Origin of the sequence: Leptospira barantonii (assembly GCF_002811925.1) — a bacterium.
Classification (GTDB): Bacteria; Spirochaetota; Leptospiria; order Leptospirales; family Leptospiraceae; genus Leptospira; species Leptospira barantonii.
Genome location: NZ_NPDS01000002.1, coordinates 745,001 through 768,243 on the forward strand (window position 1 = coordinate 745,001; position 23,243 = coordinate 768,243).

Annotated in this window: 22 protein-coding genes and 1 tRNA gene (1 of these 23 cut by a window edge); 11 read left to right on the top strand and 12 right to left on the bottom strand. The window is 45.1% G+C overall.

Going from position 1 to position 23,243, the window contains the following annotated elements; genetic code table 11:
* The 3 genes from CH367_RS08180 to CH367_RS08190 all read left to right on the top strand — a co-directional run.
* Positions 1-997, top strand: partial view of an acyl-CoA dehydrogenase family protein gene (locus CH367_RS08180; RefSeq protein ID WP_100761971.1) — the 3' portion only. It extends 134 nt beyond the left edge of the window; only the last 997 of its 1,131 coding nucleotides appear in the window; the start codon falls outside the window, past its left edge; the stop codon is at positions 995-997.
* 42 nt (positions 998-1,039) lie between these two features.
* On the top strand, positions 1,040-2,218 hold the full coding sequence (locus CH367_RS08185) for an Lsa36 family surface (lipo)protein (protein ID WP_100761972.1): 1,179 nt from the start codon (positions 1,040-1,042) through the stop codon (positions 2,216-2,218).
* 105 nt (positions 2,219-2,323) lie between these two features.
* Complete coding sequence (locus CH367_RS08190; RefSeq protein ID WP_100761973.1) at positions 2,324-2,935, top strand: hypothetical protein; 612 nt, start codon at positions 2,324-2,326, stop codon at positions 2,933-2,935.
* On the opposite strand, the gene CH367_RS08195 is transcribed toward CH367_RS08190, so the two are convergent.
* From CH367_RS08195 to CH367_RS08250, 12 genes are all read right to left on the bottom strand, one after another.
* Entirely contained in the window at positions 2,932-4,230 is a 1,299-nt protein-coding gene (locus tag CH367_RS08195; protein ID WP_100762099.1) for an MFS transporter, read from the bottom strand. The genes CH367_RS08190 and CH367_RS08195 overlap by 4 nt on opposite strands.
* Positions 4,231-4,303: 73 nt before the next feature.
* Positions 4,304-4,663: a phasin-related domain-containing protein gene (locus CH367_RS08200; RefSeq protein WP_425268809.1), complete on the bottom strand. Its 360-nt coding sequence runs from the start codon at positions 4,661-4,663 to the stop codon at positions 4,304-4,306.
* 97 nt (positions 4,664-4,760) lie between these two features.
* Positions 4,761-5,333 (bottom strand): bifunctional nuclease family protein, encoded by a 573-nt coding sequence (locus CH367_RS08205; RefSeq protein ID WP_010575028.1) that lies wholly within the window; start codon positions 5,331-5,333, stop codon positions 4,761-4,763.
* 55 nt (positions 5,334-5,388) lie between these two features.
* On the bottom strand, positions 5,389-7,260 hold the full coding sequence (locus tag CH367_RS08210) for an alpha/beta hydrolase (protein WP_100761974.1): 1,872 nt from the start codon (positions 7,258-7,260) through the stop codon (positions 5,389-5,391).
* Between the two features lie 384 nt (positions 7,261-7,644).
* Positions 7,645-8,919: an ankyrin repeat domain-containing protein gene (locus tag CH367_RS08215; RefSeq protein WP_100761975.1), complete on the bottom strand. Its 1,275-nt coding sequence runs from the start codon at positions 8,917-8,919 to the stop codon at positions 7,645-7,647.
* A 633-nt stretch (positions 8,920-9,552) separates the two neighbouring features.
* Positions 9,553-9,626, bottom strand: a tRNA-Ile gene (locus CH367_RS08220).
* 57 nt (positions 9,627-9,683) lie between these two features.
* Positions 9,684-10,289 carry an acyltransferase gene (locus CH367_RS08225; RefSeq protein WP_100761976.1) on the bottom strand — a complete coding sequence of 202 codons (606 nt, stop codon included), beginning with the start codon at positions 10,287-10,289 and terminating at the stop codon, positions 9,684-9,686.
* Positions 10,273-10,800, bottom strand: a complete 528-nt coding sequence (locus tag CH367_RS08230; RefSeq protein WP_100761977.1) for an LIC_11959 family protein — start codon at positions 10,798-10,800, stop codon at positions 10,273-10,275. The genes CH367_RS08225 and CH367_RS08230 overlap by 17 nt, the downstream gene beginning before the upstream one ends.
* A 4-nt stretch (positions 10,801-10,804) precedes the next feature.
* Positions 10,805-12,133, bottom strand: a complete 1,329-nt coding sequence (locus tag CH367_RS08235) for a HEAT repeat domain-containing protein (RefSeq protein WP_100761978.1) — start codon at positions 12,131-12,133, stop codon at positions 10,805-10,807.
* The gene (locus tag CH367_RS08240) at positions 12,069-12,557 is read right to left on the bottom strand and encodes a response regulator (protein ID WP_100761979.1); all 489 of its coding nucleotides are present in this window, start codon (positions 12,555-12,557) and stop codon (positions 12,069-12,071) included. Before CH367_RS08240 ends, CH367_RS08235 begins: the two co-directional genes overlap by 65 nt.
* A gap of 115 nt (positions 12,558-12,672) precedes the next feature.
* Positions 12,673-13,917 (bottom strand): 6-hydroxymethylpterin diphosphokinase MptE-like protein, encoded by a 1,245-nt coding sequence (locus CH367_RS08245; protein ID WP_100761980.1) that lies wholly within the window; start codon positions 13,915-13,917, stop codon positions 12,673-12,675.
* A 165-nt stretch (positions 13,918-14,082) separates the two neighbouring features.
* Positions 14,083-14,673, bottom strand: coding sequence for a DNA primase (locus CH367_RS08250; RefSeq protein ID WP_100761981.1), 591 nt, complete (start codon positions 14,671-14,673; stop codon positions 14,083-14,085).
* A 229-nt stretch (positions 14,674-14,902) separates the two neighbouring features.
* Here CH367_RS08250 and CH367_RS08255 point away from each other — a divergent pair, with 229 nt between their 5' ends.
* From CH367_RS08255 to CH367_RS08290, 8 genes are all read left to right on the top strand, one after another.
* A complete protein-coding gene (locus CH367_RS08255) occupies positions 14,903-15,541 on the top strand; it encodes a TlpA family protein disulfide reductase (protein ID WP_100762101.1) in 639 nt (212 codons plus the stop codon).
* The gene (locus CH367_RS08260) at positions 15,538-16,221 is read left to right on the top strand and encodes a type 1 glutamine amidotransferase (protein ID WP_100761982.1); all 684 of its coding nucleotides are present in this window, start codon (positions 15,538-15,540) and stop codon (positions 16,219-16,221) included. Before CH367_RS08255 ends, CH367_RS08260 begins: the two co-directional genes overlap by 4 nt.
* 54 nt (positions 16,222-16,275) lie before the next feature.
* On the top strand, positions 16,276-19,005 hold the full coding sequence (secA, locus tag CH367_RS08265; RefSeq protein WP_100761983.1) for a preprotein translocase subunit SecA: 2,730 nt from the start codon (positions 16,276-16,278) through the stop codon (positions 19,003-19,005).
* Positions 19,006-19,061: 56 nt separating this feature from the next.
* Positions 19,062-19,511, top strand: a complete 450-nt coding sequence (locus tag CH367_RS08270; protein ID WP_208861983.1) for a hypothetical protein — start codon at positions 19,062-19,064, stop codon at positions 19,509-19,511.
* A gap of 101 nt (positions 19,512-19,612) precedes the next feature.
* Complete coding sequence (locus CH367_RS08275; RefSeq protein WP_100761984.1) at positions 19,613-19,990, top strand: hypothetical protein; 378 nt, start codon at positions 19,613-19,615, stop codon at positions 19,988-19,990.
* A 150-nt stretch (positions 19,991-20,140) separates the two neighbouring features.
* The gene (locus CH367_RS08280; RefSeq protein WP_244284522.1) at positions 20,141-21,508 is read left to right on the top strand and encodes a TolC family protein; all 1,368 of its coding nucleotides are present in this window, start codon (positions 20,141-20,143) and stop codon (positions 21,506-21,508) included.
* Positions 21,505-22,503: an efflux RND transporter periplasmic adaptor subunit gene (locus tag CH367_RS08285; RefSeq protein ID WP_100761985.1), complete on the top strand. Its 999-nt coding sequence runs from the start codon at positions 21,505-21,507 to the stop codon at positions 22,501-22,503. The genes CH367_RS08280 and CH367_RS08285 overlap by 4 nt, the downstream gene beginning before the upstream one ends.
* Positions 22,503-23,240: a hypothetical protein gene (locus tag CH367_RS08290; RefSeq protein WP_208861979.1), complete on the top strand. Its 738-nt coding sequence runs from the start codon at positions 22,503-22,505 to the stop codon at positions 23,238-23,240. Before CH367_RS08285 ends, CH367_RS08290 begins: the two co-directional genes overlap by 1 nt.
* The last annotated feature ends 3 nt before the right edge of the window (positions 23,241-23,243 follow it).

A 23,243-nucleotide genomic window follows, 5' to 3' on the forward strand; every position in this document is an offset into this window, starting at 1 on the left:
AAAGGCAGGAGCGAGCGGTTTACTTTGTCCGAACATTCCTTCCGAATACGGCGGATCCGACGCTGATTTTCTATATAATGTAATCATAATAGAAGAATCCGCGAAAGTGGGAAACAGCGGATTTTTTATCTCCTTACACAACGACGTGATCGCGCCTTATATCTCGACCTATGCAGACGACGCTCAGAAAAAACGTTGGTTGCCCGGTTGTGCGAGTGGGGACAGTATTCTTGCGATCGCGATGACCGAGCCCGGTGCCGGTTCTGACCTCAAAGGAATCCGAACTACCGCGGTGGATAAAGGGGATCATTACGTTGTAAACGGTCAAAAAACCTTCATTTCCAACGGACAGTTGGCAAATTTAGTGATCACGGCTGTTAAACATGATAATGGCACGATGTCCCTCCTCATGGTGGAAGAGGGAATGAAGGGTTTTGAAAGAGGAAGAAGACTCGAAAAGCTCGGTTTGAAAGCTCAGGACACTTCGGAACTATACTACAATGACGTGGTCGTTCCGAAGGAAAACCTGATCGGTAAACAAGGACAGGGTTTTCGATATTTGATGCAGAAGTTGGCTACGGAACGTTTGGTCTTAGGACTTGCGGCCGTGGAAGCTACCGCTCTCGTTCAGAAGATGACCCTTCAATACATCAAAGAAAGACAGGCATTCGGTAAAAAAATCGGATCCTTTCAGCATATCAAGTTTAAGATGGCTGAGATGGCAACCGAACTTGAAATGTGCCGTACTTTCGCCGATAAGGTGACTCTGAATGCCTTGGCCGGAAAATCGGATACTGCGGAAGCCTCTATGGTGAAGTGGTATTCCACGGAGATGCAAAAACGTCATACGGATGAATGTTTGCAGTTCTTCGGCGGTTATGGTTATATGATGGAGTATCCGATTGCCAGAGCGTATCTGGACGCGAGAATCCAGACAATTTACGCGGGAACGACGGAAATCATGAAAGAGATCATAGGCAGAAGCCTGGGACTCTGAAATAAATTTCCAAGAGTTCCCGTCGAATGAAACGGGAAAACGATGAATACCTGCCGCAACTTGATTGTAGGAAGAATTCTTCCTATTTTAATACTTTCCATTGCCGGACTGACTGTTCCGGCGGGTTCTTTAACTGCACAAGTCACCTGTACGGGCCAGGCTTGTGCGATCATTCCTTCCAGCATTTCCACCCAGTTCAACGGGTTGGAAAACGAAATTCGAACTAAATACTTAAACGAAGTCGTAAAGTCCATGTCGGACGCGGCTTTGTTGACTACGATCAATTCTTCCATGATGGGTCCGGGAACGATCAATCGTTTCCAGATCGGAGCGGGAGCTTCCGCCGCCGGTGTTAAAAACCAGGACGTTCAAATCCAATACGCCGGCGTAACGCTTCCGAATCTTCCGAACGGAGGAGCTTCGATCACTCCGACTTTGATGGCCGGAGTCAATCTGGGTTGGTTGTTGATGCAAGGACCTGCGGATCAAAAAGAAAAGGAAGACGATAAGGATGCTCCGGGAAGAAGTTTCCTGCATAGAATCAATATCTATGTCCACGGGTTTCAAGGCAAACTCGATCAAGGAGATTTGAGAAGTCTCAATAATCAATCCGATCAGTATAAATTCTCGGGAGTTTATAATTCCTTCGGAGCTACGGTTCGTTTTCAACTGATCAAAGAACGTTATACGCGCTTAGACTTCTTCGGTTTTACCGGACTCAGTTTGGGAATCGGTTTTCATCGTAAGACCGAAGAGATGAACATGGGTTATTCTCCCACTTCGATTCCAAAGATCGCTTTCGGTCCTGCAAGCGGACGTTGGGACGCGGACTTCGCTTTAGGTTACAGATCCAAATCCGAATCCTTACCGATCGACATTCGCACCGGGGTTCGTTTGTTTTATTTTCTCACCGTGTTTGTCGGCGCGGGTATGAGTCAGAATTCCGGTAATTCGACTTTGAGTCTTGCAGTGAGCGGACCCTTCGCACTCACCCTGGACGCGGCCGCCGCAGGGTTGCCTTATGATTTCTTAAAAGGATATTCCGCAACTTCGACTGGAAATCTTGCAATACGCACACACGGTGACGCAAAAGCCAAGGATAGTATGAACTATCTGATCGGTGGGGTTGAGTTGAACCTTCTTACCTTCAAAGTTTTGGTGGAAGGAATGGTTTCCGAAAAGATTTATTCCGCCAACGTCGGCGTTAAGTTCGCGCTCTAAACAAGCGGCACACTTCTTGCATTCTTATAAAGAGCGCTCCCGTACCGGTTTATATTTACGGGAGAATGCTTTAGAAATAAACAGAATGTATTCGAGGGAACCGCTATGATCCAAACATCTACAGAATCTTCCGTACATATCTCTTGTATTCCAAGGGGCGGTTCCTATGCGTTGAAGGTCAACATTTCCAACAACGAAATCGGAATCATCTATAGAGTTACGGCCGCGCTTTTTGTAAGAGGTTGGACGATCGAAGAAGCGGTCGCGGAAACCTCTCAAGACGGTTATATCAGCGACATATTCATCATCAAAAACGTGGATCAACTTCCGATGACGGACGATATGCTTCAGACGATTCATTCGGATCTGAAGGAGATGTTTTTCCAAGGAGTTTCCGTTTTGAGTTATCTGGAACGATTTCCGGATAAGGCGGAATATCTGAAGAACAAGGAAAGACATCCGATCGAATTGTTCTTATTCAATTCTCACGGAAGCGATTGTACCGTGATGGATCTTAGAATGAAGGATAGGCCCGGAATCATATTCGAGGTTTCTCAGCTTTTGTTTTTATACGGGATCGATATTCTTTCGTTTAAGGCGGTCACCGATTCGGGTAGTGTTCGGGATATGTTCTTACTTCGTTTGGAAAACGGCAGTAAGCTGGAAGAATCGCTTCACTTCGAAAGATTGTCCACCGCACTCAAAACGATTCTTTAAGAATGTCCGTGGCCGGGTTGTTTTAGTTTCCAGATAAACAATAAAAACAAAAGACAGATACATCCAGACGTTAGGAACGAAATCGCCGGGCCTTTGCTGAAATAAATCAAACAGAACGCAAAAGGTGCAAGACCCCGTCCCAAAGACGCCAAACTGCGGAACATTCCGAGATTGGTTCCCTGTTCTTCCTTATTCGATACAAGAGAGACTAACGTGGAAAGGGAAGGGTGTAACAACGCACTTCCCGAGGCCAAGAAGGTCAACGCGATAAAAAGCTGATACGAATTCGATACGAAATACAGAAGGGAAAACCCTACGATCAAAAAAAGCGAACCGGCTCGAACCAGTCTTGTTTCCTTTACCTTTCCCGAAAGTCTTCGAAAAACTCCGCCTTGAATCAGAACGATGATCATCCCGATATAAACGAAGGTAAAACCAATTTCCGCGGGGCTGTACTTTAAGAATTGGCTCAGATAAAAATTGATCGAGAATTCGAAACCGGAAAACGCGAAAACAAAAACGAAATAGAGAAGGGAATACAAAACGACTTCTCTGTTTTGCGAAGTAAAAACTCCGATGATCGGATGAATCTTTTTCGTTTCGGAAGACGCGCGATCCTTTACGTTGAGAGTTTCCTTAAACCAGAAAACGATCATAAGAAGATTCAAAAGCGCGATCGTAGCCGCGGCAAGCGCCGACGCTGGAAACACGGTGAATGTAAGATCGGGAAATGCAAGTTCCAAAAAGCTCAAGTCCGCCTTTGCAAACAATCCGCCCGTGGGAGGACCCGCGATAAAACCCAAACCCACGCCTGCGCCGATGAGTCCCATTCCTTTGGCTCGATCCTTTTCGCTGGTGATATCCGCCATCGCCGCGGAGGCTACGGAAATATTTCCGCCCATCATCCCGGTGATCACTCTGGAAAAAACGAACAACGAAAAACTTCCCGAGAAAAGCCAAACAGCATAGCCGAAAAAACTTCCCAAGCTCGTAAAAACGAGGACCGGCTTTCTACCGACACGATCCGAAATTCTTCCCCAAATCGGAGCGAACGCAAACTGAAGCAAAGAATAAAGACTCGCTACGATTCCTCCGAAAAGAGCGACGAACAAGGACCAATCTCCGGAAGAAGCTTCCATGAGAATTCTCGTGAAGTCCGTAAACTTGTCGAGAACGGGATCGCCGGATTTTGCGAGAAAGATTTTAAGCGTTTCGGGGAAGATAGGGAAGATTACGGAGAACCCCATCATATCTATGAAGACGGTAAAGAATAGGACGAAGGATATTTTATTCATACGAGGTAGAATGACCTGAAGACAATAGTCTTTCAAGCCACCTGCCTTGTCTCAACATTTTCGAAAAAGAGAGTTATTGTTTTTTACTCAAGAGGTGTTTCAACTCGTCGAGAGTATTCTTCGCCGCGGCCTTGAATTGATCCGGAATGGAAGATTCTATCTCCGCGGAAAGACGAATGAAATTCTCCTGAAGTTTTGCAAGAGCTTGTTGTCTGCCTTCTCCGCCGTTGGAAAGAATTTCCGTGGCGTCTTGAACGGTCTTGTTGAGAAGTTCCCGAACCTGATTGGCTTTGTCGGTTTGGTTCGCTTCTCCCTTTTCCCGTAGCTCTTGGTAGATCTTATCTAATTCGGTTAGAGACTGTTTGATTTTCCCTTCACCGTTTTGAAATAGGGCGATTCCCGCGTTTAGAATATCCATCAATAACTTTTCCAATCTGATTCTCCTTTCGGTCTTCGAAATGATTTAGATCGATGATTGTAGAACCTAAGCCGGTTCTAAGTCGTCTCTTTTTTAAACTGTATCAGGAAAATTAGGAATTCTCGATCAACTTTTTGATCTGATCCCGGATTCTTGCGGCTGTTTCATAATCTTCCGTTTTGAGCGCGTTGTTCAGGGATTCCTGCAGAATTTCCAATTGGGTTTTCGGAAGTTGGGAAATTTTTTCCCGCGCGATCGATTCTCCCGGAATCTCTTCGTCTTTCATTTCGATCCCGGCTTCTTCGATCACTTTTTTTGCGAGATAGATCGGAGCGTTTGCACGAAGCGCCAAGGCGATGGAATCGCTCGGTCTTGCGTCGAGAATGATTACGTCCTCGTCCTTACGAAGGGTGATTTTCGCGTAAAAGGTGTTGTCTATGATTTCTTCGATCGAAATTTTAATGATGCTTACGTTTAAGGTGGTGAGAAGGACGGTCATCAAATCGTGAGTCATCGGTCTCGGTGGTTTGGTTCCGTCCAGAACCGAAGTGATGGAATGGGTTTCCAAGGGTCCGATAAAAATCGGAACCACTCTGGAATCGGAATCATCCTTGGTTTTTAGAAAAACGGCGAACCCAACGTTTGTCAGAGAAATGTCTGAAATTTTTGCTTCTACAAGATCCATTCCCTTTGGAGGCTATCTTTGCAAACCTTTGGTGTCAAATGCTTTACCGAGGAAATCAATCCAGTTTCTGAATCCATTCATGAAAACCGGCGCACATTTCCCGAACCGTTGGCATGTGAAATAAAATTCCCAAATGTCCTTGATCGAACTTTACGATTTGATTGTTCGTCGAAGGGAGCGCTTTCAATTCTTCTTCAACCGAATCCACGGGAACGATTTTATCCAAGGTACCTAAAACGGAATAAATCGGTAATTGGAAATTTTTTTGTAGCTCGGTGTAATTGATCGAACCGTCGAAAGAGAAAAACGCGTGATCCTTGCTCAGTTGAGAACGGATGAATTGCAAAATTACTTTTGTGGACTCTTCGCAGAAAATATCCTCGATTAGAAAATACCATTCCGGCGGAGAAATTTGTCTGTAACCTACGAAGTCTCTGAGGTTCACGACCTTCGTACTGAGTTCGAAAGAAACAGTTCTCAGGGAAGAATGTAAACCCAACAAAAACTTAAAGAATTTATTGAGGTCGACCGTTGGAAGAGTGGATTGAAGGGAGAATGTAGTCAGGTCGAATATAAAATCCGAAATGGATTTTGCGGGCAACAAACTGAGTCCGGTTTTGATAGCGTTCATTCCCGGAATGTTCGTTCCCACCGAGACGAAGTTCGGAGACGTTACGGATATGATTCCGGAGATCGCTTCTTTCGGATCGGGAAGAGGAACCTTACTTTGCGGATACTTTGCGATAAAGGTTTCGTATGCGGCGGTGTAATAACGGGGAATCATTCCGCCCATACTGTGCCCCATTACCACGATCTTTTCTTTTGGAAAACTTTCTCGGATCCAGTTGAGAACCGCAGGAAAGTCCTCTTGGATAAAATCGTCGATGGTCCAGCCTTCTTTGATTCCGTTATAAGGTAGGGTTTGTCTCGAGCGACCTCTCATATCCATGGAGAATACTCTGTATCCGTATTTCAGAGCCATCTCCCGGGCGACCTTGTCCATCACCGAACGGCGACAGAAAAATCCGGGGATCAAAAGAAGAATCTTTCCCGTATCGTTCGTTTTTTCCGGTTCGAATCGCTTCAAACTCACCGAAAAACCGTTGCTGGAAGGAATGATGTAACTCGCATCGAGTCTATAAGAACAGTTGTACGTATGACAATCGAAGATGATCGAGGTCACCGGATGTTGTTGGCCTCCGGTTCTCGTATAATAAAGATGTTTTGCGTAGGAATGAAGATCGGCCTTTTCTATATTCTTCTTTGCGATATAAGGATCGGCCTTGTTGTCCATCTCTCGAGCGACAACAAAATCGACTACGTCGTAGAGAGAACTCAACTGTTCCTTGACTTCTTCCCTTTGTTCGTCGGTCATCCTGTCTCTTCGGATTCCCCAGATCATTCCGATCGGATTTCCTTTTACGAAAAGAGGAATTCCCGCGGCATAGTTCATCGTTCCGGAAAGAAGATGTCTTAGGTTCGGGTGAATCTTTTCGTCCTTGAGACTGCTGAAAACGACTTCAGGACGTTTTTTGGTTTCCACCGCGATGATCGCTTCGCGGATAAAGTTCGCGGAAAGATTGTCCGCGTCTTGGATGGAAACGGGAAGGGTACGGTTGATGAATTCTTGAATGTCTTTGAGTCCGATCCGGGTCGCTACCTCTTTCATTTTAAAATGTGTGGAAGAGGTTACGATCTTTAGGTTCTTATCTTGGATCGCTTCGAAAACCGCATAGTTGAACATGGGTTGGTTGTTGGTAAAGGTTAATGCGACGATCTTGTTTACGAAGGAGGACCATACCTTTTCCAAAAACTTATACGTATAATCGGGAATCGGAAAAATAAAAATGTCGTCAGCCGCTACGTTAAGTCCGCTTTTGCCTCTTCTTTTACGAGTCGCAGGTTTTTTTTCCAGGAGTTCAGCCATACTACGGCCAGAATCGCCGGTAAAATCTCCTCTGCCAACCTGGATTTAAGAGATTTTGATTCTTTTTAAGCGAAATATTTTGAGAAAATGATTCAAATATTCGAAGTTCAATTGAAATTTGCGTCTTAGTCTCGACTGCGTTTCGAAGTCGTTTTAAATTCCGCTTGTTTCCGTATGATCGTGTTTGGCGGGAATTTGGATTTTACGAAAAAAATTTACGATACGTTTCTTTAGGGCCGAGTAACGAACGATTGTTAAGCGAAGTCATTCGTATCGAATTTGAATATTCAACTTTTTTGATTTGAACGAGAATCTTTTGTTCGGCGATTCCCGTTCCTAACTTGTGACGCGGTTTCAAATCGGATTTCATAAACGGACTGCATTTTACGATTCCGAACGAAACAACAGAAACGGATCTTGATCGTGTTCGCAACCGAAGAAAGACCAAAACCGCATCGGGTCCGCCGGAAAAATTTCGAAAAAGACTTCGTTTAACAAAACGGAAAGAAAGGAACCGTAGAGTTTTTTGACGATCGGATATTCGTTTCCATCGCAGGATTTCAGCAAAGCATCGATTCCCTCGAACGCATCCGAAAAGTCGATTTCGTCCTCTCCGTCTTCAAATTCGCAGTGTTCGCTTTCGAATCGAACCGATTCTTTTAAAACTTCGAACTGAGAATAACCGCGTGCGAAAGCGTAACCACCGTAGGGTATTTGCGTTTCTCCTCCCCATTCGAAAACAATCGCGGGCGTATCCGGAAAGTTCATTTCCAGATTCTTTTTTAAGATTTGAAGAGATTCTAAAACGGTTTGTTTTAGATTTTTATAGTCGATTGCAAGCCAAGTATCTTGGATCTTCTTTTGAATTTCGTTTCGAAGTATGGCTAAAAGATCTTTTTGATCGATCCAGATTCTCTGAACGTGTTTTTGAAGTTCAAGGTCTTGGATCGGAGCGTAATCGCCGACCAGGATTCGTTTCGTTTTTTCTTTTTCCGCAAGGTCCTTCGCTATTTTATCTCCACCATTCTTGATCGCAGGATCCGCGCCGTATTCGAAAAACAAGGAGATCAATTTATCGTAATCTCGTAATGCGGCTTCATGCAATACGGTATTTCCTTTTCCATTTTGAACGTTAATTTTTGCGTTTCGGCTTAATAGATATCGAGCGCTTTCCAAACAATGATAGTGTACGGTCCAATGTAAGGGAGTTTCTCCGTGATTGTTCTGACGATTCAAATCAAGTCCGTTTTCAAGAAGATATTCAAGAATCGGAATGTTATCCTGCAGGGCCGCGTAATGGATCAACGAAATTCCGGAATTGTTCACGGCGTTCAGATCGGCGCCCTTTGTATGCAAAAATTGTAATAGACAGAACCCTTCCTTTCGTTTCCAAGGAATTTTGTAAATCGGAGTATAACCTTCTCGGTTTTTTCCGTTGATGGCCGCCTTGTGTTCTAAAAGTAAATCCACGATATCGAGACGTTCCGTATCTACGGCAACGTGTAGGGGAGAATTGTCCCAATCGTCTCTGCCTCCGAATTCTCCGGTCTTGCAGTTTGCGTCCGCCCCTTGTTTTAAATAATCTTCTATCTTTTTAAGACTGCCTTTGTATTTTTTTATTTCTTTGAGTAAGCGGGAATTCAGTAAATTCGTTTCCATGAATATAGTATATCGATATGAATTTAGAAATCCGTGCGTTCGATAATTTGATCGTAATTGATTTCGTTTAGTGGAAAGTTTTACTCGTGTGGGCCCAGAAGATAAATTCCGACCATCGGAGGAATTTGCTGAGTTCTTCTGAACCTTTCGAGAGCGGACTTGCCGTTCCGCAGTCTCACATCCTGTGAGACTTTGCTCCACGGCGTATTTCTTGCGGGCTCATCCATCCATGGATTCACCTCGCATTTTTTCGCTTCTTACGGAAGCTCAAAATGCTCTCGCAAGAAATCTTCAAGTCCATCTGGGCGACTTGGTTTGTGTTGAATGATTGTGAATTTTCGAGAAAGAATTTTACTCTTAAGGGCCCAGAAGATAAATTCCGACCCATAGGGAGGAATTTGCTGAGTTCTTCTGAACCTTTCGAGAACGGACTTGCCGTTACGCAGTCTCACATCCTGTGAGACTTTGCTCCACGGCGTATTTCTTGCGGGCTCATCCATCCATGGATTCACCTCGCATTTTTTCGCTTCTTACGGAAGCTCAAAATGCTCTCGCAAGAAATCTTCAAGTCCATCTGGGCGACTTGGTTTGTGTTGAATGATTGTGAATTTTCGAGAAAGAATTTTACTCTTATGGGCCCAGAAGGACTTGAACCTTCGACCCGCAGATTATGAGTCTGCCGCTCTAACCAACTGAGCTATAGGCCCGGAGTGTCTCCAGTTTTTATAGGAAGTCCCGTTCTTCAAGTGAATTTCTCGGAAAGTTTAAAAAGAATCGGATGAAAGAGATTGAATGAAGTTTTTCGGATCTTGGAAAAAATCCGAGATCGTTTTGTTTTCGGAATCGAATCCGAGATAAATCGATACGATTTTTCCTCGTCTTTGTAAAAGGAAATAACGGACGGTCAGGGGATTTCCGGAAATGATTTCCTTTCTTTCGCCGCCGATCGTCTTCAGTCCCTTGAAGACGGGAAGAATCAGATTTTTGGAATTCGGAAAAAGTTCTTTGAGAAGATTTTCCAAAGGTTCTTCGGCGGAAGGATGACCTTCCCATTCTCTTAGAATCAACATCCAGGCTCTTCCTTGAGTCGGAATCGATTTCCAATGATTGCCGTTTCCAATTCTACGAACCTCCGCTTTTTCAGGAAAACGAATCTTCGCAAGGTCGCTTACAAAAGAAGTTTCCGGAGAATGAAACGAAAGATTCGGATCCAACGGATCGACCGCGCGCAGTTCATCGCAGGCATTTAGAAAAAAAAGAAATAACAATAAACAAAAGAACGCGGGTATGTAAGGAAGGTTCAGAATGTTCAAGATCGATTTCGAACGAAACCGATCTAAGAATAAAAAAGAATCAGTAGATGATTTCATCCAAAGCGAGTTCCCGAAATTCTACAAGATCAAAAACGGGAATGGAGAATCGTTCCTTTTTTTCTGCGAGGGTGATTTCGGAGGCCTTTTTAAAAAGAGGAATTGTGGAAACTTGAAACACGATCAATCCTTCCCATTTCCCGCGCACCTCGTAAGCGGCGCCTTCGGCGAGTTTGCGAACCTGTCTGGCTCTGGATTTATCGAACTTGTTGATTCTATATCTGTAATATACGGTCTCGCCGTTCCAATCGTAAAAGACCGCGTAGTTTCCTTTGAGTTCTTGGAAGAATAGTTTGAATGAATCCGGAAAGTTCGGAGAAGAGGCGGATAAGGATTCTTTAACGTCGGCTACTCTCGGCTCCGAATAGGAGATGGAACTTCGATACGTAGCCGCGGCTCTGTGGACTTCCTGAGCCAAAAGCGTTTTTCCGGAGACCGGAAAGTCGACGGTCATTCCCAAAAGAAGAACGAACATCCACAACACTTTTTGAATATTCAGGAAGTTGCACAAAAACTTAGTCCTCCAAGTCTTCGGACTCGGACTTTCCGCTTCCTCCGGAAGAAGGACCCGAACCGCCGCCTCCGCCGGAAGAGGGAGGAGAGGTTCCGCTATCGGGAGCGGAATTCGAGGTTCCGGGTAACGGAGAATCCGCGGAACGAATCGGTCGTTCCTTGTTGCCCGGTCTAAACTTAGGACCGTCGGATTCTTTCGAATCCACGTCGCCGCCCGATTCTCCCTTTTTCAATTTTTCGATCGCGGCCTTGGCGGCTTTTTTCACCTTTTCACTCGGATCTCTTTGAGCCTTGTATTCCAAAATTTCCAGAACGGACATATCACCCGTGTCCGTAAGATGTTTGATCGCACGAAGACGAACGACCGGATCGTCGTCTCTCGCATACGCATACAATTCTTCTAATATATCTTTGTCACCCATGGAAACGAGCGCGGTCACGGAATGAATCTTCAAAGGTTGATAGTCCTTCACCTCGTTTTTACTTTTGAGGTTGCGGATCTTTTCCAATTCTTCCTTGATCGTAGGCATGGATGAAATCGATTTCATTTTTCCTAATGAACTTACGGAAAAACTTCTGAGAGTGATCGGTTCCTTGGAATCCTTATAAATTTCGAGTAGGGAACCTTCGGCTTTTTTATCCTTACTTTTTCCGAAGAAGAGGGCGATCTGAGCTCTGATTTCCGGATCGTTGAAATTTTCGTTGAGACGAGCGAGTAAAAAAGTGGAAGCCTCGTCTCTGGGTGGAAATTCTCCCAAAGCGTCCAAAAGTCCAACGGTAAGATTCGAATTCTTCGTAAAGTCCTGAGTTTTTAAGATTTCGAAAAGAATCGGCGCGGCCTTTTCGATTTTCAGTTTTTTAGTCGCGTAGATCGATTCTCTTTGGATGTCGAGTTGTTCGCTTTTTAAAAGTTTAAGGATCGTGTCTTCGAACTGAGTCAGTTTTAACTCGGCAACGGTACGAATCCCGTAGACCTTCATCATCCAGTCCGGGTCCTTATCCAAAATCTTACCTAGCTGATCGATCAGAGCGCCGGAATGTTCGGGGGGAAAGTCTTCGAGTTCCCGAAGAGCCATCGCTCTTTCCTTCGTGGTTCCGAACTTAAGAACCTGAAGAAGAATTTCCTTCTTCTTGACCAGTTGTTCTTCGGAAAGTTTTACCGGTTTCGTCTGATGCGGCGCGGAGGTAACGGATGTAGCCGCAAATAAAAGGAGAATGGTATATGCAAAAAAGAGAATGTATTTCACAAAATTACGGTTCGTTTTTTCAGGATTCTTTCTGGAGTTTCTGATTTTCTTCTTCCAGTTCTTGGATTTTTCTATTGAGTTCATTGATTAAATGTTGGTTTTCTAAATTTTGGCGGAATTTCTCGATCAAAAAGCGGATGTCCCCGGTGAGTTCTTCGATGTTCCAGGGTTTTTCCACATAACGGCTTAGTCCTCCGTAGTTGATCGCGTGGATCGCGGAATCGAGACCGGCTTGACCGGTAAGCATGATCTTGATCGAGTCCGGAAGTCTTCTATGAACTTCCTCCAAAAACTGAGAACCTTTCATGCCGGGCATCACCTGATCGGCGATCACCACTTCGATAACGTAACCGGAACTTTGGATTTCTTCCATGAGAGCCAGACCGTCTTCCGCGCTACTCGCGGTTTCGATTTCGTGGCTTTCTCCGAATTCGTTCCTAAGTTGTTGCTGGATCGTTTCCAGCACCGATACTTCATCATCGACACAAATGATATAACCTTTATTCATAATCCCTGTTCCCAACTCGGAAAGTATCTTTAGAAAGAGAATTGCTTCGGCTTCCGTGGAAATGTCAAGAGGTTATAACGATTTCTGGAGAATAACTCCTTCCGACGAACCCGATTCAGTGCGAAGGAATCCCGAGAATCCGCGGAGAAAAGTAGTTCTTTAGATCTAATTCCGGATGTGCGACGCAAAATCGAATCCATTTTTCGATCTCGATTTTTTTCGGTTCTTCCGCGATCAAACCCTCCTCGATCTTTTTGGTTTCTGCGATTGAAATGTCAGACAACGGATCGGGTAGAAAAAGTTCCGGAGATTCTTTTTTTAGGACCTCTAAAATGGAGAATCTTCGATCCCAGGATTTGGATTTTTGAAATCGGAGTTTGGAAAAACTTTCCTTTCGGGAAAGAAAGGATCGATCGTATGTTTCGTAACCGCTTCCTCGACAATGCGTTTTGCCGCCGGATCTTTGAAAGTCCACACCTTTCAGAATCATTCTTCCGTATTGCAACTGTTTGGCGAAGGAAACCGCGAGTCCTGCCATATTCAAGGACGGATTTTCGAGGATCGGAGCGTTCGGAAAATAAAGCGACCTGAGAATCTGATCCAAAGGATGTGTGGAAAAGTAGATCCATTTCGGGTTGGGAAGATCGAACAGATACGCGGAGCCGCCGAGCCAGGTCAGAATGGGGACTTGTTTGGGAAGAATATTCCGAAAATGGAATAGAGTTCCTCTTGAAGAATCGATGCTCAAAACCGCGTTCGGAACGATTCCCGCGTTTAAGATCCAACCCAAAGAAGTGTCCGAAGCGAGAATATGAAAACGATTTCGGTTTTTCAAAATCCAATCGGTTTCCTCTTCGAGGGAAGGGCTCGCGCCCGTAAAAAGAAGGGTTTGGTCCCGAAAAAAATTCTCCTTTGCTCCAACGAGAATCGATGAAGAATTCGAATTTTCGAATATTCGAGAAAGATTGCGAACCTCGTTGCGAACCCAGATTTTCTGAAAGTAATTCTTTGCCGCTTGGTTTTGCGCGTTGCCGGAAGCGGAAGCCGTTTTGAGAGAATCCAAAAAACCGAGAGCGAGATCGCTGAACTTTCTGGAATAAACCGGATGGATAAACGGAGAAACCTTGTTCGTTCCATCGAAAAGCCAATGTGTTAAGGGTTTGGATAAGAATTCTTCCAAACCGAATACCATTTTGATTTTATGACCTTGTTCTATGTATGATTTTAAAATTCCGTCCGAGAATTTTCCCGCGATTTGTTTTAATGCGACAATGGGTTCGAGTATGAGAAGGTTTACGGGGCGAGGGGATCGTTTGAGATAGGATTCCACGTGATACCCCAAACCGAATCCGAAGATCAAAATGGTTTCCGTATCGGTTTGTTGGATCGGGATTTGTTCGGAGATTCGATCTCCTTCGGACGTAGGATTGAAGCGGGAATGAAAAAGGAAACCCGATTGGGTTTCCTCTAAGTTTAAAGTGCCGTTTGGATTGGAAATGAGCCGGTAGATGATCTTAGGAACCCCTCAGTCCTCTTCCTTTTTGGGTTCTTCTTCCTCTTCTTCGTCATCGTCTTCGAGTTCTTCGTCTTCATCCTCGTCGTCATCATCATCGTCCTCGTCGTCTTCATCCTCGTCATCTTCTTCGTCCTCATCGTCATCGCTGTCGAGAGAATCTTCGTCTTCATCCCCATCGAGGATAGGACGTGGTGCTTCTTCCGGAATGAAATCCTCTTCGGTATCTTCTTCCGCGATCGGAGCTTGAGGCGCTTCGAAAAGTCCGTTGAATTTTGAATAAGACGCGTTGCTGAGATTTGCTTCTTGATCGAGTTGAATTCTTTCTTCTCTTGTGAAGTATTGGTATTGAACTTCTTCGCTCGCGAGTGCGAACATCGCCTGAACGGCTAATTTTCTAGCTTTGATTTTTTTGGGCAGTTCGAGTCTTTCGATACGGTCCAATGTATGGAATCCGGCTACTGCTCTTTCATATTTATTGCGTTTCGCTAATTCGATAAGAGTGACGATGTCAAATTCTGAATTTTGGTTCATTCGGATTCCCTGGATAGATTGGAAAGAAGCTTCAAAATACCATGAAATCGGGAGAAAGAGGGATGTCAACCGTTAATCGGCTTGAATTTGGGGAAACTTCTTTTTCGAGATTCTAAAAAAAATCTTTGAAAAGTTGGAAATTATGTCTCATAAGAAGGGTGGGAGATCCTACAAATTCAAAGGATGGGAAGGTTCTCGAAAGTCGTTTCTTGCATCAGAGAATGAAGCCGTTGGCAAATCCGACATTCTTTTTTATTCCTTGAACTTAGCGACGGAAGGCTTTCCCCTGGTATTATCCATGAATTTGGAACTCATTTTCCGTCCGATTTTCTCCCTTTTTACCGGAAGTTATGTATCATTGATGAACCAATTTTTCCTTTTTTCCATTCTTATCGTTTTGGGACTTTTTTGTGCTCCTTCGGAACAGCCGAATCTGGGAGTTCAGGACTTTCAGGGGATTACCCTCGACGGTAAACCGATTAAACTTTCCGAAGTTTCCGCGCCTCGTTTGGTTCTGAATGTGTATGGACCGAATTGTGTTCCTTGCATCAAGGAAGTTCCCGCACTGAACTATATCTATCAAGAGATTCAGAAAGATCCGAAGATCCAATTCTATATGGCGGTGGACCCGGCGCTTTTTTTCGACGAACCGGAGACGATGTCGGAAGAAGAACTTTTGACCAAGGCAATTCCTCTCGTAAAAGAAGAGATTCATAAATACGGAATTCAAGTCCCGACGATTCTGATGAAAAAACCGTTTCGAGTAAGTCGAAACAATTCGATCGTTACGGGAACTCCGGAAACCCTTCTTTTCAAAACGAAACCGTTCGTTCTTTATTATAATTTTATCGGACCTATCAGCGAAGAGGCGAATCTTCAAAGGCTTAGCGTCGATCCAAAGGTGCTTTTTTTCAAAAGGATGGCCGGATCTTCATGAGAAGTTTAATCGTTCGTTTTAAGGACTGCGAGGGGCCCGGCATTCTTCTCGATTCTTTAAAAGAAAGAAATTACAGAATCACCTACCACAACGCATACGATCCGAGGGTTCAACCTTTACCGGACGCGCATCTTGTGTTCGACGTGATCGTTTTGTTAGGCGGTCCTCAATCCGTGGCCGATCCGGAACTCGCGCATTTTTTCGAACCTTGGTTCAATTTGGTGCGTTATGCGGCATCGATGCCGAACCGTAAGGTGATCGGGATCTGTCTCGGTTCGCAAATTATTTCCAAAGCTCTCGGAGGAGAGGTCAAACGAGGAGAGAAGGGACCGGAAGTCGGTTTCTATGACGTTCAGATTCAGGAATCTCATTCCGTTTTGAACGGAACAACTTCCTTTCCCGCGTTTCATCTTCACGAGGACGTTTTCTCGATTCCGAAAGGGGCAAAACATCTTTTGAAAAGCGAGATGTATTCCAATCAGATGTTTTCTTTTCAGGAAAGAATTTTCGGCATTCAATGTCATCTTGAGGTGACCGCGCCGATGCTCCACGTCTGGAAGGGAGTTCACGCGGATTTTATTCGTTCTGCGGGTTGGGTTCCCGGACCGGAAACGGAGAATCTGAGGTCTCAGATGGAAACGTCCGGACGTAAAATATTCGATGCGATTCTCGACCTATGATCCCGCATTTTTTTAATACGCCATTTTTAAATACGACTCAAACGGAAAACTGATATGATTCAAAGCATTCTCCGGATAATCCTCGGAAGCAAATTCGAAAGAGATTTAAAAAAACTTATCCCGATCGTCTCTCAGATCAATTCTTTGGAAGAAAGAATGAAAGGGATGGACGATGGAGAACTTTCCTCACAAACGATTCGGTTTCGGGAAAGAATTTCAAAGGGAGAATCCCTGGATTCCATTCTGCCCGAAGCGTTTGCTACGGTTCGAGAGGCTTCTCTTCGTACGATGGGAATGCGTCACTTCGACGTTCAGATGATGGGCGGGATCGCTCTTCACGGCGGTAACATCGCGGAGATGAAAACGGGCGAGGGTAAAACCTTAACTTCCACTCTTGCGGTTTATCTGAACGCGCTTGCGGGTAAGGGTGTTCACGTGGTTACCGTGAACGACTATCTCGCAAAGCGGGACGCGAACTGGATGAAACCGATCTATGATTTTCTTGGAATCAGCGTCGGTGTGATTCAACACGACATGGATCACGAACAAAGACAGGTCGCTTATTCAGCGGACATCACATACGGAACTAACAACGAATACGGTTTCGATTATCTGAGAGACAATATGGTTTCTCACAAGGATCACAAGGTTCAAAGAGCGCACTTCTTTGCGATCGTGGACGAGGTCGACTCGATTCTGATCGACGAAGCGAGAACTCCTTTGATCATTTCCGGTTCTTCGGACGAAACGACGGATAAATACGTTCGTATTAACAAAATCATTCCTAAGTTGATCGAAGGCGAAGACTTCGAAACGGACGAAAAGGCGCGTAACGTGCTTCTTTCCGAAAAGGGGGTTTCCCACGTCGAAGAAATTCTCGGAATCGAAAACTTATACGCTCCCGAAAACGTCGATCTGGTTCATCACGTTCATCAGGCTTTGAAGGCGCATCGTATCTTTCAAAAGGATGTGGATTACGTGGTTCAAGGCGGAGAGGTCATCATCGTGGACGAGTTCACCGGACGTTTGATGGCGGGTCGTCGTTATTCCGACGGTCTTCACCAGGCTCTGGAAGCAAAGGAAAACGTGACGATCGCGAAAGAATCCCAAACACTCGCGTCGATCACATTCCAAAATTATTTTAGAATGTATGACAAACTCGCCGGTATGACCGGAACCGCAGATACCGAAGCGGAAGAATTCAGAAAGATCTACAACCTAGACGTGATCGTGATTCCGCCTAACGTGATCGTTCAGAGAAAGGATTCTCCGGACCGAGTTTATAGAACGGAAAAGGAAAAGTTCGACGCGATCCTCGCCGAGATCCGCGAACTCCAATCCAAAAAACAACCCGTTCTTGTGGGAACGATTTCCATCGAGAAGTCCGAGGTTCTTTCCAGAATGCTCGCGGCCGCGGGAATTCAACACAACGTATTGAACGCAAAGTTTCACGAACGCGAGGCGGAGATCGTAGCGAACGCGGGTAAACCCGGTGCGGTTACGATCGCCACCAACATGGCGGGAAGGGGAACCGATATCGTTCTCGGTGGAGCGCAACTTTATAAGGAGAATCTCGAAACCTGGAAAGAAGACGACGATCTAGTACGTCAGTTTAAGGAATCGATTCTAAAACAGAATTTGGAAAACGCAGAAGTGTTGTCTCAACAGATGAATTCTTCCGCGAAACAAAAACGCGCGTCCGAAATTCTTTCGTCCGTAAAAATCTGGAAAAAAAATCACGAAGAAGTTTTGAACGCGGGCGGTCTGCACATTCTCGGAACGGAAAGACACGAAGCCAGAAGGATCGACAATCAGCTTCGCGGTCGTTCGGGTCGACAAGGAGATCCGGGTTCCAGCAGATTCTATCTTTCTTTGCAAGACGACTTGATGAGAATCTTCGGTTCCGATCGTATCTCCGGTTTGATGAAATGGGCCAACATGCCCGAAGGTCAAGAGATCGAAAGTAAGATGGTGAGCAACGCGATCGCAAGAGCTCAGAAAAGAGTGGAGGGTCATAACTTCGACATTCGTAAACATCTTCTCGAATACGACGACGTGATGAACCGTCAACGGATCGTGATCTACAAAATGAGAAACGAGGTTCTTGAAAACGAGGATATCTCCTCTCTCATCAACGGTTTTATCGAAGAAGCGGTGGAGAATCAAATCGTCACACATTGCGACGGCAACAATCCGTCCGCTTGGAACTTGGATTCCTTAAAAGAATGGCTCGAAGGGTTGGATCTGGATGTCTCCATCAACGAAGAAGACTTTAAGAAAACCAAAAATCCTCAACTTGCACTTTTCGAAAAGGTGAGCGCCGGGGCGAAACAAAGATACGAAGACCGAGCGATAAACATCGGAAAGGATATCTGGAAACTTCTCGAAAGAAATATTTTTCTGGATATTCTCGATCATCGTTGGAAGGAACATCTCTATTCCATGGATCATCTGCGCGAAGGAATTTGGACCGTCGGTTATAGCGAAAGAAATCCTCTCGTGGAATACAAACTTCAAGGTTTTAGAATGTTCGACGTTGCGATCGAAAATCTGAAAAACGAAGTGGTGAACTTTCTGTTCCGTGTGGAAGTTTCCGAAAATTCAAAACCTCCCGAAGAGAAAAGGGAATATAAGAAAATCGGCAAGGAAGTCACCAGCGGTTTTCAGGAACTTTCCGGCGAAATGGGGAACGGAGGAAATCGTTCGAACGGGGCGACCGTCAGCGTTACAACCAGTTCCGGCGGTGGAACCGAAAGAAAAACGAGCCGGAGAAGAAAACGGTGAAGTCTCGTTTTCAAGGATCCGCGTTTACGATCGGAACGCTTTTGTTGGTAGCGGGAATTGCAACTACCTGCGTAACCACTCCGCCTCCGAAAGGATCTGCAAAACAGATCTATGCGGATTGTATGGAAACGTTCGGGGATAAGGAAAAGTGCGAGAAGCTCGTTCTCAAACAACTCTTAGGTTCCGGAACCGCTCAAAGCGGCGATTCTTCCCAAAACAACGGAACGGAGAATGCGCAAAACAGCGAACCCACTTTGGATCCCGAAATCGAAAAGAATCTTCGACTTAGATCCGAAATCAAGGATACATTACAGGGCCAAAATCGCATTTTCGTAAAAGAATTTTTAGGAAACCCAGATGTGGTTCAATACCGAACCAACAGCATCGAAGCCTTTATTTACAATAGACCGATCAGCCGGTTCAAACCGGGCGCGAGACCGGATCAGGAAATTCGGGTTTTGCTACGCAATGGGACAGTAGTACGTGTGGAACACGTCGCACCGTAAGCTAGTTTAGACCTCAAAATTTTCAATCGGTGCCGTATTTTTAAGCATAAACTCTCGAAAAACGTTTGTAACCCTGGTAGTACCTAAGAATCGTGGACCTGATGAAGATCCAGTGGATCAATCGGTTTCTCATTTTAGTTCTAACCGCGGTTATCGTATTGCCGTGCGAGGAAGACGGAACCTTTGATCTTGCCTTTTTGGACGTTAAGAGCGGAGAATTGCATTCCACTCTTGCCAAAAAAATCCACGGACAAAATCAGCAGAAATCTCATTCCGAAATTCAATCGGGAATCGAGTCAAACGACCTCGCGATCTGTCACAGAGGACGTTACGACTTTTTAGATCTCGTCTTTTCCGGCTTTTTCGAACTTTCCAATACGGAAGATTTTTTCTTCGCGAGAAAGTTCAACGCTCATCAAAGACAATTCGGTTATCTTCTTTCTTCTCTCCTTCTGAACTTACCGCCTCCGATCGTTTAATATCCTTCTTCTAAATTGAAAATCCTATAGATAGTCTAACGGAGTCGCGCTCGTATACTTACGGTCGCGTTCTTCCACAAAAGATGGAGTACAAAGTTGCAGAATTTCATTCAAAAAATTGCCGACGTTAGGCGGATCGTTGCCTTAACGATTGTTTTTGGCGGTTTTTTCTTTTCCATTCAAGGTCAAGGCACCGAAGAATTGAGCGATAGCCCGATCGAAACCAGGGAAGTGAACGCCGCTCCTCCGGTTCGAGAATTGGAATTCGATCTCAAAACTGCCGAGACAATGCTCTGGAAGAATAACCTTCTTCTCATTGCGGCGAGATTCTCGGTCGACGTTAAAAAAGCCGGGATCGAACAAGCCGGTCTTTATGCGAACCCGAACATCTTTATCGATCAGAGTATTTTCGCAGAACCGACGCAAAGATACTTCGATACGACCCGTTCCGGACAAACCGTGGTTCAGATCCAACAGACTTTTCTTCTCGGAGGAAAGATCGGAAAGCGGGTTAAGGTCGCCGAGTTAAACACAAAGATCAGCGAACAAGAATTTTACGATCTTGCTCGCGCCTTGATTACGAAATTAAGAACCCAGTTCTACGCGATCCATTATTACAGACAAGCGATCAACTTCTATGATAAAAGTATAATATCATTGGAGAAGACTGTTTCTTCCGCGGAACTCGCCTATAAAAGAAGGGCGATTCTTCAGGCGGAACTTCTGCGTTTAAAGGCTCTTCTTTTCTTTTTGAAAAAGGAAAGAGAGGACTTAAAGATAAAGATCGTTGAACGCGAGGCGGATCTCAGGGTACTTTTGAACGACGACAAGATCAGAGATCAAAATCTTTCTCTGGTTCCGGTTCTGAACGAAGACACTCTTTTCGAGATCAATCCTTCTCGTATGAATTTGGACGAGCTCGTTTTAAAGGCGAAAGAATCCAGACCCGATCTGAAAAAGGCGATTCAATCCTTGAAATACGAGGAAGCGAACTTAGATCTTCAATACGCGAATGCGATTCCGGATCTTTCCTTCGGTCCGATGTACAACCGGGGAGGAACGGCGTTCCAGAACTATTGGGGGATCACTGCTCAGTTGACCGTTCCTCTTTTCGATAGAAATCAGGGGAATATCAAAGCCGCTCAGAAAGCGATTCTCGCCAAAAAGCAGGAACTCAAACAACAGATCTTGGAAGTGGAAAACGAGGTTGCGGTTTCTTTCGCTACGGCAAGGGCAAAAGACGGACTGTATCGTCGTTTTAGAAACACTTATACGAAGGATTACGCCGATCTTTCGCAGGATATGATCCTAAGTTACGAAAAACGTTATATTACAATATTGGAATTCGCCGATTTTTTTGAAACCTATCGTTCTAGCATCGTCGAGATGCTTCGTCTTCAGACGGATAGAATGGAAGCGATAGAAAACGTCAACTTCTCCGTCGGAACGGGTGTTCTTGTTCCGGGAGCTGGCAACGGTGCGGATACAAACGAGTCAAATTCAGGAGGTACGAAATGAAACTACCTATTAATAAACGTGTGCTAGTCCTAGGTCTGGTCGCGGGTGCAATCTTTATCGGAATTATCGCGATCATGGGCTTGGGGAACGGAGCGAAAAAAACAAAACTTCCTCCCAATAAACCGATCGTGGGCGAAAACGGAGAACGGATCGAGTTTAAAGATGGAAGTCCCGGTCTTCAAATCATCAAGGTTATGGAGATCGGCAAACAGGGAGATTTCGTGAGCGTGGAAGCTCCAGCTCGTTTGATCGCTTCTACTTCTCCTTCAAATAGCGGCGGGGAAAGAATCATTCTTTTCGAATCCGCAGATTTGAACGATCTTTACGTGGGTTATATTCACGCAAAAAACAGCCTGAACCGTTCGATCAAAAATCACAATCGTATCAAGGACATGTTCAAACATAGGGTCGCTACGGAAAAGGATCTAATCGAAGCAGAAACGGAAGAGAACAACGACACCGCGGAACTAGCGGAATTCGAAGGGAAACTGCGTGCGGTCGGTCTGAATCCCGCTCTTTTGAGAAGCGCCGGCGCCCAAAATGCATGGATCATCAGCGACGTTCCCGAATCCCAACTTTCCAAACTCAGAAAAGGAAAGAAGGTGAAGGTTCGTTTTTCCTCTTTTCCAAGCCAAGAATGGAGCGGAACAGCGGAAGCGCTCGGCGACAACGTGGACCCGATGACAAGAACCGTAAAAGTTCGTATCGTAATCAACAACGTCGATTATAAACTCAAACCCGGTATGTTCGCGAGCGTGAAGTTTCCGGAAGATACCAACAGCGATACGGTCGTGGTTCCTTTCAATTCCATCGTTACGGTGGAAGGTCAGAATTACGTTTTTGTCGAAGAATCTCCGCATGAGTTTACCAGACGGGAAGTAACCTTGGGTATTTCTTCTATGGATCGAGTCAATGTCATCGAAGGTTTGACCAGGGGCGATCGAGTGGTCGTTGAAGGTTCCATTCTTTTGAAAGGATTGAGTTTCGGCTTCTGATGAGGATACAACAACTGATCAGAATCGCTCTGATACTATTACTCAGTGTTTCCTTTTCCTCGGTCTTTGCGCAGACTCAGTACAAAGATCAGAAGAACGGAGAGGGAGAAGCCGCGCCGGAATGGACTCCAGATCCGGATCGTAAATCCAAATTCGGAAAGGAAGAAGACGATAAAAAACCTTACACAACGCCGAAGTCCACGGACTTTTTAGTGTATGGTGCGACCATCGGTTCTCCAGCCAGCATCAACTTTAATATCGGTTATTACTACAAGGACATAGTCGTTCGCGCTTCCGGCGGTAAATGGAATCCGCATTGGTGGGGCGGTCAGGTGGACATCGGCTATAGTTTTTGGAAAACACCGGTGATTGCGCATAGTATTTCTCTCGTATTCGGAAAATTCCAAGTAGATCCGTTCCAACCAGAGGTGGGTCGCGGGGGACAAAACCATTATCCTTCCGGTTCCTCCTTTCCCGGTTACACGAACAGGGACCCGACCTACGAGGATTTAATCATTCGTTCTTACGTTTCGGAGCAAAGTCCAGAATTGGCTTTGTATCTAGAACACGAAAGTCGTGACAGACAAAAAGTTCATTTGAACCAACAATACGTGGGTTTGACCTACGATTTCCTTCTTGGAAATTTCTTTCTTCAGTTGGGCGCAGGGATCGGTAAGGGGGATTATAAAAATCCTCAGATTCTCCTGCAGATGGGCTACTTATTCGACACGAGGTAAGAC